Genomic DNA, 12381 nt, shown 5'->3' on the forward strand with positions numbered 1-12381 from the left:
AGGGGGCATCCAAACATGGACGCCGATCACCCCAGAAGCGGGGTCCTTATTCCACGCCGGTCAACAGACGGTCGCCTCGCCAGGTGCCCGCTGAAGGGCCGCATCGGCGACGCGATCTTCGCCATCCTCTGTGGCTGCGGCCACAACATCCGAAAAATCCTCGCCCATCTCCGGGCTTTCTGGTGTCTGCTGCTTTACCTCATCAACGCCGTCACCCTGTGCGAGAGGCGCCGTCACAGCGTCGCATCCGCCGCTTGAGAGAGTTGTTCAGGCCGGACTGTTTAGGTGAACAGCTTGTAAGCATCTGTCCACAAATGATTTTATTTCGAACCAGCGCGGACTCCGATCCCGGTTCCCTTCGCTTCCTGTCGCCCCTCACGTCGAACTTGTCCGGTCGCGCCGTTACGATGCATCGGCGTATGTCGCTGTGAAGATCGTTTCGGACAGCCATTTCTTGAACGACGGGTTGTCGGAGAACTGCTTGAACAACTCGGTATGGTCGGAGAGCAGCTCGATCACCGCGCGTTCAAGCGCCTTGTCGTGCTCGATCCGGGCGTTCTGCTTGTCCGAGTTTTTCATGGCGTTCTGATACGCCCTGTCCGCCGAGACTTTCGCGGGCAGCTCCTCTGCAATCACCTTCCCGATCTTGTCCTTGTCCTTCCAATCGATGTTGCCGAACATCTCGTTGAAGACCTTCAGAATATTGCTCAGGAGATCGAGCTCGGGATCGGGCCGGCCGCCGCCCCCCGTGGTCGGCACGGGCCCGATTTCTGCGTCTGCGTCGGGCAACACGATGGCCATGGTTGCCTGAGCTTCGACCCGATAGCTGTCCATGTCGATTGCCTCGAGAATACCCTTTGACAGGTCCGGCTCCTCCGGGGCCGGCAGCTTCGGCGTCAGGAAATTCAGGAAGATCGACAGCTTCTCCCAATCGGCATTGCTGAAGGGAAGGATCGCAGCCAGGAAGCCGTATGTCCTGGTAAACGCCTTCGCCTTGCCCTTGAAGTCGACCTGTCCGTCCTCGTCGAGGTCTGCCTTGTATACGGCCACGCAAGAGTCGAGGATCGGGTCGAGCTTGTCCCGGTCCGCGCCGCCGAGGTAGAGCGCCACCAAGTCCTCCACCTGTTCCCAAGAATAGACCTGGTAGCCGTCCAGCGAGGTCTTCAGATCGTGCAGCTTGTTGGGATCGGTCTCTTCGCTGAGCATCGTGGTCCGATAGTACGGCTCGAAGGATGCCTTGATCGCGTCGAAGTCGTTCATGAAGTCGAGAACAAAGGTATCGTGCTTCTGCGGATGCGCCCGGTTGAGGCGCGACAGCGTTTGCACCGCCTTCACGCCGGACAGCGTCTTGTCCACGTACATCGTGTGCAGCAGCGGCTCGTCATAGCCGGTCTGAAACTTGTCCGCGACAATCAGGAAGCGATACGGATCCTTTTGAATCAGCTCCTCGATCTGGCTGCTCGGAAAGGCGTTCATCGTCGCTTCCGTGACCTTCTGGCCGCCATAGTCATGTTCGCCCGAGAAAGCGACGATAGCTTGGTACGGGCTCTTACGTTCCTTCAGATAGGCTTGGAAGGCGTGGAAGTACTGGATTGCGCGCTGAATCCCGTTGGTGATGACCATCGCCCTGGCCGCGCCGCCGATCTTGCGGTGCGCGATGACCTGGTCGTGGAAGTGATCGACCATGATCTCGGCCTTCTTCCGGATCGCATGGTCATGGGATTCCACATACTTGCGGAGCTTTTTCTGCGCCCGCTTCGTGTCGAACTTGGGATCGTCCTCAACCGTCTTCATGAGCCGGTAGTAGCTGTCAACCGGCGTGTAGTGCTTCAGCACGTCGAGGATGAAGCCCTCCTGAATCGCCTGCTTCATCGTATAGCTGTGGAAAGGCACGTGCTTGACCTTGTCGTCCTGCGGGACCGGAGCGCCGAATACCTCCAGCGTCTTATTCTTTGGCGTCGCAGTGAACGCGAAATAGCTGGCGTTCGGCAGCACCTTCCTAGCTTCCATCAGACGGTTGATGGCGTCCTCGACCGTCTCGTCCTCCTCCTCGGCGCCATTCGCCGCGAGCGCGATGTTCATCTTCGCGGCAGTGCGACCGCCCTGGCTGGAATGGGCCTCGTCGATGATGATGGCGAAGGTTCGCCCACGGTGCTCGTCGCCGATCTCGTCGAGAATGAAGGGGAACTTCTGCACCGTCGTAATGATGATCTTCTTGCCGGCCTTCAGGAAGGCGCGCAGGTCGCCGGACTTTTCGGCGTGGCCCACGACGGATGACACTTGCGCGAACTGTTTGATCGTGTCCCGGATCTGTTTGTCCAGAACACGCCGGTCGGTGACCACGATGACGGACTCGAAGGTCGTCTTTCCGGCCGTCTCCAAGCCGATCAATTGATGGGCAAGCCAGGCGATCGAGTTGCTCTTGCCCGAACCGGCCGAGTGCTGGATCAGGTACCGCTTTCCGGCCCCTACGGCTTCGGCATCGGCCAGCAGCTTGCGCACCACGTCAAGCTGGTGAAACCGCGGGAAGACCTGCTTCGGCGGCTTCTTCTTGCCACGCTCGTCGACCTCCTCGACCACCTGCGCGTAGTTCTCAAGGATGTCGGTGAGGTTCCGCTTCGTCAGATACTCCTTCCACAGGTAGTCGGTCTTCAGCCCATGAGGGTTCGGCGGATTGCCCGCGCCGTCGTTCCAGCCCTTGTTGAACGGCAGGAACCAGGACGCCTTGCCCTTCAGCTGTGTGCACATCCGCACCTCGTGATCGTCCACGGCGAAGTGGACGACGCAGCGGCCGAACTGGAACAGTAACTCCTTCGGATTGCGGTCGCGCTTGTATTGCTCGATCGCATCCTCGACCGTCTGCTTGGTCAGGCTGTTCTTCAACTCGAAGGTGGCAACCGGCAGGCCGTTGATGAAGACCGCCGCGTCGAGCGACAGCTTGGTGGCGTCCTTCGAATAGCGCAGCTGGCGGGTGACGCTGAAGATATTCGCGGCGAACAACGCCTCGGCCTTGGCGTTGCCCGGGGTCGGCGTGCCGAAGAACAGCTCCACCGAGCCGGGGCCGTGCTTCACGCCGTTGCGCAGCACGTCGATGACGCCGCGCTTGGCGATCTCGCCCTGCAGTCGGTGCAGGAACTGCAGCCGCTTCGGTCCATCCTCGCCGATGCCGAGCGCCTCGACAGCCTCGGGCTGTGTCGCGTTGAGGAAGTCGAACAGCTTCGTCAGGTCAACGGCGTGGTCCCGGTCGAAATCCTTCGAAGCCCCGGCGACGTAACCCGCCTCGTCAATGAGCGAGCGGACGATGAGGGCTTCGAGGCCTTTCTCGCTGGTGTCCGTCGTCATCAGCCCGCCTGCAATGCACCGGCATCGATCCAGCCCTTCTTCTGAAGGACCTCCGCCGCCAGTGCGACCTGCCTCGGCGAGAACTGTTTCTTGCGATCATTCCACCCGTAAACCTTGGAGACCGCCTCATTGATCGAGTGCGGGGACTCGTGCGTGATCACCCAGTGGACCGTTGACAAAAGCTCAAGCCCGAATGGCGTCTCGAAGCCTTCGACGAGGCTGGCCACCTTGTCGAAACGGGCCCGCGTGTCTGGATGCTCTTCGAGGAATTCGTCGGCGTCCTTCACCGCTCCCGGCACAAGCTCGAGCTGCTTGTTGGGCGCATCGCCCCCGTCGCGGTAGCCGGAGACGAAATATCCCTCGATCTCGCGCAGGACGTGGGTCAGGTTCTCCGAATACGGGCCGTATGGACCCTTCACCACCCGAAGCCGCTCCATCGACGGCTCGCCACTGACTTTCATGAAATACATGAGCTTGTGCACCTCAAGCAGCGTCACGAACGGATCCAGAAGCCCGCTGAGGTAACGGTCCATCAGGCCGACCAGCGCCGCACGGCCGGGGGTCATGTTCGGGGCCGTCTGCCGCCTTGCCATCCGGGCCGGTTCCGGGGCGCCATTCGGCTGGAAGATGATGACATGCAGGTCGCTGAAGCCGCGCAGCGCCTCTTCGATCCTTGGCCGGACCTCATTCCAGTCGAGGCCGCCCAGCCCGCTGCCAAGCGGGGGAATGGCGATTGACCGAATCTTCCTCTCCCGAATGACTCGCTGCAGATCCTTCAGCCCCGCGTCGATGTCCTCCATACGGCTCTTGCCGCGCCAGTGGCGCTTGGTCGGGAAGTTGATGATGTATCGCGGGCTGGTCAGCTGGCCGGTCTCGAAGACGAACATATGGCCCGGCCGGACTTCCTCACGCTTGCAGGCTTGCTCGTAGGCACGGAAATTCTCCGGGAACGCGTTCTTGAACTGAAGCGCGATCCCTCGGCCCATCACGCCGACGCAATTCACCGTATTCACCAGGGCGTCGGCATCGGCGGCCAGAATATCGCCCGTCTTGTATTCGAACATCGCTGCCTCCCTCCCCATCAATAGTACCAATCCGGCTTGATTTCGACATGCGGCTTATGGCCCGCCGCCTGCAAGGCCGCCCTGACTTGCCCGTAGACCTGTTGCGACCTTACCCCGATCCGGGTCACAAGCTGCCATGGAAAAGCCCGTTCCATGAGAAATTCCGCCTGCTTGCCTTCCTTGACCGAGCGCGAGATGCCGTTCCCCGCCCAGCGGTTCGTCTGGACCGCGTCCCAGTTGATGGCGTCAAGCTGCTCGAGGTCGGCCCGGTCCTCGAAGTAATAGGCCCCGGCGTTCGACAGGGTGAAGGCCCAGCGGGACCGGTTCTGATTCGCCCAAGCGACGCTGTCGCGCAGGTCGGCCTCCAGATGGACAATCGGCCCCTGGCCGCCGCGATAGGCAAGTTCGGCATGGTTCGCGCAATGGATCAGGTAGAGCATGATCGAGCGCGGGCAGAAGTAGAAGGGCACGCAGCCGCCGACACGCAGGCCGGGATGGCTGGAAAGCTCGAGCTCGTTCAGCCGCCGTTCCTTGATGCTGGTCATCCCGATGGTGGTGCCCATGGCCGGGTTGGCCGCCGCGCGCCGGACGATCTCGGCATCGCACAGCAGACCGCCCTCGGCGATGATCGAGGGCAGCCGGTCCACGTGCACGATGTGATAGATTTTCGGGGCGGCGGGTGGCGGCATGGTCAGTCCTCGGCCTCCGCCAGTTCGTCCGTGTCCTCGGCGTTCAGGTCCTCATCCAGCGCGTCGTCCTCGTCGATGACCGGCTCGTCGGTGGGCGTCGTGATCTTGATGTGACGCACGTCCAGCTTGCCGGTGACGACATCGGCAATCAGGCGCTCGCGGTATTCCATGACGAGCGAGATTTCCGATTTCGCTTTCTCGATCGTCTGATTGATCTTCTGGGTTTCGAGTTCCACGAAGGCGAGGACGCGTCGCTGCTCTTGCAGATCTGGGAGGCCGAACATGAACTCCCGCATGAAGTTCAAGGGCACACGCTGCTGGCCCGCTGCCCCAGTCATTGCCATTTCGCCATCACGACGGAACGCGTGCAGCATCGTCACCTGATACAAAAAGCCGGGGTCGATTTCCGGGTTTGCTCTCAACACCACGAACTCTGTCGTGCCGAAGCCAATCTCGGTGTCGAGAGCGCCTAGATACGCGCCCTTCCCATTCTCGAAGCATGGCGTGATCTTGGCGACCACAACGTCATGCCGCCTAAAATAGGTGTATCCGCTCCGCAGGTCCGCGACCTTGCCACGCGCGCTACAGTCAACCTCACCGGCGACAGAAACGTTCTCCATGGGCAGGAAGACGACCTCATCGTCGTCGTCAAAATCCGTCGAGCTTTCCGTTCTGGAGGGGTTGAAGGAAGCAACCTGCTTGACCTTTCGAACCTCCCAATGCGCCGGAACCTCGGGCATCCAGTCGATGCCGGTGGGCTTCATCGGGGCGGCGGGGTTCAGGCCGCGCGTGACGGCGCGGTTGATGATCGCCTGCTTCTGCTCGTTCAACAGCCCGATCAGCCGCCGCTTGTTGCGGATCAGGCGGCGGACGCGACGATCATAGGATCTAACGAACTCGACAATCTGCCGCTGTTCGTCCTGCGGTGGCTGCGGGACATGAATGGCCCCGAAGCGATCCGAATAGAGGCGCAGGAAACCCGACATGCCGGTTCCAAGCCCTTTCGACTCCTGACGGAATTTCGCGCGGTAGATGTTCGTCTTGAAAAGGTTGATGAAGTAATCGGGTTCCATCGGCTGGATGGGCTGGAAAACCGCGTAGTCAGGACTCACCAGCCCGTCTTCGTGCGCCACTGCGAACATGCCGTTCGACGCTTGCATCCGGTTCAGGACCATCTGCCCCGCGCGAATGCGCTTGTATCCCTTCAATTCGTCAGGCGTGACCGGCTTGGTCGAAACCTTGGCATGCGGGATCAGGCCATGAGCCTGACGCAAGGATAGCAAGGTCTCCGTCCCCGTGTCGGTCCGGTCGTCGATTTCGCGAAAGAGGTATTTCCCGCGCCGCACATCCCAATGCGACGGGATCGCGCCGAGCCAAGGCAACCCGCTGTCGCGACAGGAGGCGTAGGGGGCAAGTCCCCCACGCTCCGCCGACGGCGCCACGGCAAGCGCGCGCGCCCTCATGCGCCCCGGCCTCCTACCAGCACGTCCTCCAGCAGGCCATCCGTCTGCCTCTCCAGCGCGCGGATATCCGCCTCGATCTGGTCGAGCGTTCGCAGCGGCTGCGGCTTGTAGAAATGCCGGGTGAAGCTGATCTCGTAGCCGATCACCGTCTTCGAGGCGTCGATCCAGGCGTCGGGCGCATGGGGCAGCACCTCGCGCCGGACGAAGGCCTCGATGCCGCCATCCTCAAGGAACGGCACCTGTTCGGTGTCCCGCAGGTCGGTATCCGGCTCGTAATCCACGACAACCGGCTTGCCATCGATGGTGGTGCGATAGCTGCCGTGCAGCGCGTCGTGGTCGATGTCGGCGCCGGCTTTCGGCTTCGCGACCCTGCGGATGACCGGCGCCGCCTCGGCCGCCTTGACCCCCAGCGCCGACATCAGCAGCTTCTGCCGCTTGGCGGTCATCCGGATGCCAAGCCCGGCGGCGGCCGCCTCGGCCTGCATTGCGAACCGGTTGAAGTCGAGATGCGGGCCGGCGCCCGCATGGTCGGCGACCGCCTCGACCGCGCGCGCCAGATCGTCCTCGCCCACATCGGCGCAGGCCCTGCGGAAGCGGCGCAGCGCAGCATCCGTCAATTCGACCTTCAGGCGCAACGGGCGCTCGATGGTGACCTTCCAGTAGCCGAACGCCGCGTTGGGGAAGATTTTCGACGTCTCGTCCTCGCGGCCCTGCATGAAGGCGTCGGTGATCCGGCGAAGATCGTCGGGCCCCAGTTCGCAGTTCTTCTTGCCAAGGTTCTTGCGGAGCGGCCTGAACCAGGACGTGGCGTCGATGAGTTGCACCTTGCCGCGGCGGTGTTCTGCCTTGCGGTTGCTGAGCACCCAGATGTAGGTCGCGATCCCGGTGTTGTAGAAGATGTTCAGCGGCAGGGCGACGATGGCCTCCAGCCAGTCATTCTCGATGACCCAGCGCCGGACATTGCTCTCGCCCGACCCGGCGTCGCCGGTGAAGAGCGACGATCCGTTGTGAACCTCGGCAATGCGGCTGCCGAGGGGCGACGCGGTCTTCATCTTGCTGAGCATGTTGGCCAGAAACACCATCTGGCCGTCGCTCGAACGGGTGATCAGGCTGAACTCGGGGTCGCCACCATGCTCGATCAGGAAGCGGGGATCGCGGATGTCCTTCTTCCCGCCCATGCGTTCGAGATCGGTCTTCCACGATTTGCCGTAGGGCGGGTTCGACAGCATGAAGTCGAACTCGTGGGACGGGAAGGCATCCGACGAGAGCGTGGAGCCGAATTTCATGTTCTCGGCTTCGAGCCCTTCGCCCTTCAGGATCAGGTCGGCCTTGCTGATGGCGAAGGTCTCGGGGTTGACCTCCTGGCCATACAGATGAACCGAGACCTCCTTGCCGTGGTCGGTCGCGAGCCTGGTGAATGTCTCCTCCGCCACGGTCAGCATGCCGCCGGTGCCGCATGCCCCGTCGTAAACGAGGTAGGTGCCCGACTGGATGTCGTCGGCGATCGGCATGAAGATGAGATGGGACATGAGCTCCACCACGTCGCGCGGGGTGAAGTGCTCGCCGGCTTCCTCGTTGTTCTCTTCGTTGAAGCGTCGGATCAGCTCCTCGAAGATCGTGCCCATCGAGTGGTTGTCGAGGCCCGGCAGGCGAACGGTGCCATCGGCGTGCAGCACGGGCTTCGGACTGAGGTTGACCGATGGATCGAGAAACTTCTCGAGCAGGAAGCCGAGCGCGTCGGCTTCGACCAATGTCGGGATCTGATTGCGGAACTTGAATTTGTCCAGCACTTCCTGGACGTTCGGGGAGAAGCCATCGAGGTAAGCCTCGAAATCCGCCTTCAGCTGCTGGCGACGCGCGCGGGATGTGAGGTCGCGCAGGCGGAACTGCGAGGTGTTGTAGAACGCTTCCCCGGACGCCTGGCACAACGCGGCGTGCTGATTGGCAACTCCAGCCTTGTCGAGCTGTGTCTTCATCGCGAGCACGGCGTCCTTGGTCGGCTCCAGCACCGCGTCGAGACGCCGAATAACCGTCATCGGCAGAATGACATCCCGGTACTTTCCCCGGACATAGACGTCGCGCAGGATATCATCGGCGATGTTCCAGATGAAATTGCTGATGTTCAGTTCACTCAATGCCCGCCCCCGGAATTATCTTGCGCAGCCTGCTTTTGTTGATCGATCCATGCATCCAGATCGGCCCTCTTGAAGCGCCACGCGCCTGCAACCTTGAAGCCGGGCAGTTCACCCCGCTTGGCCAGGCGGTAGACCGTCTTTTCATCGACGTTCAGGTAACCAGCGACGTCGCGAACAGTCATCGCGGGTTCGGGCTGCATAACCATCCCTGTCCTCTCGAAGATTTCGGAGATCCTAGCAGGGGAAGCCGGGGTAAGCCAGTCCATCAGTGCCCATTCCTGTCACTGCTTGTCATCAAGGGGCACTTGCGCTTCCACCCCAGTGGGAACGGCTCCATCAATCGCGCCAGCGTCACCGCCGGTCCCTGCCGCCCGTCGAGAATGGCCTCCACGATGTCCGGCGCGAGGAGCGTCAGTCGCAGAAGCCGGGTGACGTAGGACACCGCGATCCCCTCACGTTCCGCAAGTTCGGCAATGGTGGCGAACTCGCCCGATTCCAGCATCCGTTTCCAGCGGAAGGCCCGGGCCAGTGCCTTGACGAGGGCATCGTCGGGGCGGCGCTGGGTCGCGGCCCCATCGGGGAGGTGCATCTCCTTGCGCCCGCCGCGCTTCACGATGCGGAACGGCACGCGGAGCGTCACGGTCTCCGGGATCGGAACCCCGCGGGTCATGCAGCTTCTCCGATGTCGCCGGCCAGCATCTCGCGGGCCAAACCGCTGAGCCCGTCGACGCGCAGCCGGACGTTGAGCCCGTCCGTGCCGATGTCCACGCTCTCGACTAGCAGCGCCACGATGCGAGCCTGCTCGGCGGGGAAGAGTTCGTCCCAAAGCGGGTCGATCTGCTGCAGCGCCGCGCGGGCATCGGCCTCGGTGATGTCGTCGGTGTGGGCCCGCGCCGCCTTCCACGTCCCCGCAACGATCTCGGGCTGGCGGAACACGGCGCGCAACTGGTCGAGCACGGCCGCCTCGATCTCGCCCGCAGGGACGCGGCCGACGGGGCACGCCCCCGCGCCGTGCTTCAGCACCGTCTGGCTGACGTAGTAGCGGTAGAGTCTGCCGCCCTTGCGGGTGTGTGTCGGCGAGAACGCTGCGCCGTCCGGCCCGAACAGCAGCCCCTTCAGCAGCGCTGGTGTCTCCGCGCGGGTGCGCGCGGCACGCTTGCGCGGGCTTTCGGTCAGGATGGCGTGGACCTTGTCCCACATCCCGGTGTCGATGATGGCGTCATGCTCGCCGGGGTAGCTCGCCCTTGTGGACCGCCTCGCCGATATAGGCGCGATTGCTCAGCATCCGGTAGAGATATTTCTTGTCGATCCGGTTGGCCGAAGCCTGGGTTGACGGTCACATCCACGCCTTCTCCTTCTTCGAGGCGGTTCCTCAGTCGATCGTCTATGACAACGACCGCTGTCTGGTGGCGAAGATCCTGCCAGACGGCACCCGCAAGCGTGCTTCGCTGTTCAGCGGTTTCCTGTCGCATTACCTGATCCGGGATCGGTATGGCCGCCCGGGCAAGGGTAACGACAAAGGCAATGTCGAAGGCCTGGTGGGCTATTGTCGTCGCAACTTCATGGTGCCGATGCCGGAATTCGCGACCTGGGACGCGTTCAACCTCTGGCTGGAGGAGCAATGCGAGCGGCGCCAGCTCGATGTCCTGCGCGGCGAAAGCGAAACGATCGGCGAGAGATTGCAGCGCGACCTCGCCGCGATGCGCCCGCTCCCGGCGGCACCGTTTGATGCCTGCGATCAGGCGACCGGGCGCGTCTCGTCGCAATCTCTGGTGCGCTACAAGACCAACGACTACTCGGTGCCGGTCGCTTACGGCCATCAGGACGTCTCGATCCGGGCCTATGACCGGGCTGATGGACGTGCTGCCGATCGTCGGCTTCATCCTGCTCTACGTCTTCGCCGCCACACGGGACTATTTCGGGGCGCGTCCCTGGATCGCCGCCCTGGTAACGGCGGGCTTCATTCCCTACGCTGCCGCGACGGTGCCGGTCTTCGCGATGATCCCCGGCCTCGGCTCGTCTGCCAGCTATGCGCCGGTGCCGCTGCTGATTCTGATCTATGCGCTGCTGCTGCGCAGACGCCTGCCGGAAACGGCGCGCGGCCTCGCCGTCGGCGCCGGGATCCTGATCGTCTCGCTGACCTTCCGCACGCTGGATCAGCCCCTCTGCGGCGCCCTGCCCTTCGGCACGCATTTCCTGTGGCATGTCCTCAATGCGGTGATGCTGGGCTGGATGATCGAGGTCTGGCGCCGGCATCGGTCGCGCTGATCCCGGATTCCGGCAAGTCATTGCACGACGCCGGAGCGCGCTGCTCTACGCCACCCTGCCTTGCCGCACCCCGGCCCATGCCATTCACCGCCGATTATTCCACAGCGATTTCCATTGCTTAAGCGGATCTCTGTGCCGATGCTGGCGATTATGACCTTGCCAGCTTCCCGAACCCAGGCCACGATGACGCGGAGCGAACGCGAGGCGCTGCTCGACGCCCTGCTGCTCGGCGAGCCGGAACTCGGCTTCACGCCCCGCGGCAATCCCGACCCGCGCCTCGTCAGGCTGGTGCGCCTGCTGGGTAGGCAGGCCGCCAGAGGCAATTTCGAGGCGCAGGGCAAGACCAGGGAACCCGGCGCCTCCTGATCCGACAGGGAGTGCCGCCATGAAGGTCGCAATCTACGCCCGCTACTCCTCCGACCAGCAGCGCGATGCGTCCATCACCGACCAGTTCCGCATGTGCCGGCTGCGGGCCGAGAAGGAAGGCTGGCGGGTGGTCGAGGAATATTCCGACCATTCCATCTCCGGCGCCAGCATGATCCAGCGTCCCGGCATCCAGGCACTGGTCATGGATTCGACGCGCGGCCGCTTCGACCTAGTGCTGGCCGAGGCGCTGGACCGGATCAGCCGCGACCAGGAGGACATCGCCGGGATCTACAAGCGCATGCGCTATGCCGACGTGAAGATGTTCACGCTCTCCGAGGGCGAGATCAGCGAATTGCATGTCGGGCTGAAGGGCACGATGAACGCGCTGTTCCTGAAGGATCTGGCCGACAAGACCCGGCGCGGCCAGCGCGGCCGGGTCGAGGCCGGCAAGTCCGGCGGCGGCAATTCCTACGGCTACGACGTGGTCAAGAAGTTCGACGGCGATGGCGAGCCGAGCCGCGGCGACCGCACGATCAACGCAGCGCAGGCCGAGGTGGTGCGCCGGATCTTCCGCGACTATGCCGCCGGCAAATCGGCCAAGGCCATCGCCATGGCATTGAACAAGGACGGCATCCCCGCCCCTTCGGGCGGAGATTGGGGCTTCAGCACGATCAACGGCAACCCGAAGCGCGGCAACGGCATCCTCAACAACGAGATGTATGTCGGCAGGATCGTCTGGAACCGGCAGCGCTTCATCAAGGATCCCGATACCGGCAAGCGCCAGGCGCGTCCCAACCCGGAAGAGGACTGGGTGATCCAGGAGGTGCCGGAACTGCGCATCCTCGACGACGATCTCTGGAACGCCGTGAAGGCGCGGCAGAAGACCAATACCGTTGCACGGGACGCGCGCGGCATCGCCGACGTCCGCAAGGTGAACCACCGCCGGCGGCCCAAATACCTGTTTTCGGGGCTGACCAAGTGCGCCTGCTGCGGCGGCGGCTATTCGGCGATCTCGAAGGAGCTGATCGGCTGCTCGACGGCGCGCAACAAGGGC

Annotated in this window: 9 protein-coding genes and 4 pseudogenes; 5 read left to right on the forward strand and 8 right to left on the reverse strand. The window is 63.1% G+C overall.

The features are described 5' to 3' along the window. Positions 1 to 258 (forward strand): annotated as a pseudogene (locus tag FE811_RS22830) (hypothetical protein); the annotation flags it as partial. A gap of 144 nt (positions 259 to 402) precedes the next feature. Here FE811_RS22830 and FE811_RS22835 read toward each other — a convergent pair. From FE811_RS22835 to FE811_RS22870, 8 genes and pseudogenes are all read right to left on the reverse strand, one after another. After that, positions 403 to 3342, reverse strand: coding sequence for a type I restriction endonuclease subunit R (locus FE811_RS22835; RefSeq protein WP_036698973.1), 2940 nt, complete (start codon positions 3340 to 3342; stop codon positions 403 to 405). Continuing rightward, a complete protein-coding gene (locus FE811_RS22840) occupies positions 3342 to 4406 on the reverse strand; it encodes a macro domain-containing protein (protein ID WP_028717458.1) in 1065 nt (354 codons plus the stop codon). Before FE811_RS22840 ends, FE811_RS22835 begins: the two co-directional genes overlap by 1 nt. Before the next feature lie 17 nt (positions 4407 to 4423). Further along, positions 4424 to 5095, reverse strand: coding sequence for a DUF4433 domain-containing protein (locus FE811_RS22845; protein WP_028717457.1), 672 nt, complete (start codon positions 5093 to 5095; stop codon positions 4424 to 4426). A 2-nt stretch (positions 5096 to 5097) separates the two neighbouring features. Then, complete coding sequence (locus FE811_RS22850) at positions 5098 to 6558, reverse strand: restriction endonuclease subunit S (protein WP_072464324.1); 1461 nt, start codon at positions 6556 to 6558, stop codon at positions 5098 to 5100. Further along, positions 6555 to 8693, reverse strand: a complete 2139-nt coding sequence (locus FE811_RS22855) for a class I SAM-dependent DNA methyltransferase (protein ID WP_028717455.1) — start codon at positions 8691 to 8693, stop codon at positions 6555 to 6557. The genes FE811_RS22850 and FE811_RS22855 overlap by 4 nt, the downstream gene beginning before the upstream one ends. Next, positions 8690 to 8959 carry a helix-turn-helix domain-containing protein gene (locus FE811_RS22860; protein ID WP_232221010.1) on the reverse strand — a complete coding sequence of 90 codons (270 nt, stop codon included), beginning with the start codon at positions 8957 to 8959 and terminating at the stop codon, positions 8690 to 8692. The genes FE811_RS22855 and FE811_RS22860 overlap by 4 nt, the downstream gene beginning before the upstream one ends. Beyond that, entirely contained in the window at positions 8959 to 9363 is a 405-nt protein-coding gene (locus FE811_RS22865) for a hypothetical protein (RefSeq protein WP_072464323.1), read from the reverse strand. The genes FE811_RS22860 and FE811_RS22865 overlap by 1 nt, the downstream gene beginning before the upstream one ends. After that, positions 9360 to 10008 (reverse strand): annotated as a pseudogene (locus FE811_RS22870) (recombinase zinc beta ribbon domain-containing protein); the annotation flags it as partial. The gene FE811_RS22865 and the pseudogene FE811_RS22870, both read right to left, overlap by 4 nt. Here FE811_RS22870 and FE811_RS22875 point away from each other — a divergent pair. The 4 genes and pseudogenes from FE811_RS22875 to FE811_RS22890 all read left to right on the forward strand — a co-directional run. Next, positions 10007 to 10537, forward strand: a pseudogene (locus tag FE811_RS22875) (IS21 family transposase); the annotation flags it as partial. The pseudogenes FE811_RS22870 and FE811_RS22875 sit on opposite strands and share 2 nt — an antisense overlap. Beyond that, positions 10536 to 10961 (forward strand): annotated as a pseudogene (locus FE811_RS22880) (hypothetical protein); the annotation flags it as partial. The pseudogenes FE811_RS22875 and FE811_RS22880, both read left to right, overlap by 2 nt. A 183-nt stretch (positions 10962 to 11144) precedes the next feature. After that, the gene (locus tag FE811_RS22885; protein WP_081465088.1) at positions 11145 to 11327 is read left to right on the forward strand and encodes a hypothetical protein; all 183 of its coding nucleotides are present in this window, start codon (positions 11145 to 11147) and stop codon (positions 11325 to 11327) included. A gap of 19 nt (positions 11328 to 11346) precedes the next feature. Beyond that, a partial coding sequence (locus FE811_RS22890; RefSeq protein ID WP_140848902.1) for a recombinase family protein occupies positions 11347 to 12381 on the forward strand: 1035 nt, incomplete at its 3' end.

The sequence above is a fragment of the Paracoccus sp. FO-3 genome (assembly GCF_006386455.1).
GTDB lineage: Bacteria > Pseudomonadota > Alphaproteobacteria > Rhodobacterales > Rhodobacteraceae > Paracoccus > Paracoccus versutus.

Coding starts and splice junctions, on each gene's coding strand:
- FE811_RS22835 (WP_036698973.1), bottom strand. CDS start 3,342: ATGACGACGGACACCAGCGAGAAAGGCCTCGAAGCCCTCATCGTCCGC.
- FE811_RS22840 (WP_028717458.1), bottom strand. CDS start 4,406: ATGTTCGAATACAAGACGGGCGATATTCTGGCCGCCGATGCCGACGCC.
- FE811_RS22845 (WP_028717457.1), bottom strand. CDS start 5,095: ATGCCGCCACCCGCCGCCCCGAAAATCTATCACATCGTGCACGTGGAC.
- FE811_RS22850 (WP_072464324.1), bottom strand. CDS start 6,558: ATGAGGGCGCGCGCGCTTGCCGTGGCGCCGTCGGCGGAGCGTGGGGGA.
- FE811_RS22860 (WP_232221010.1), bottom strand. CDS start 8,959: ATGGACTGGCTTACCCCGGCTTCCCCTGCTAGGATCTCCGAAATCTTC.
- FE811_RS22865 (WP_072464323.1), bottom strand. CDS start 9,363: ATGACCCGCGGGGTTCCGATCCCGGAGACCGTGACGCTCCGCGTGCCG.
- FE811_RS22885 (WP_081465088.1), top strand. CDS start 11,145: ATGACGCGGAGCGAACGCGAGGCGCTGCTCGACGCCCTGCTGCTCGGC.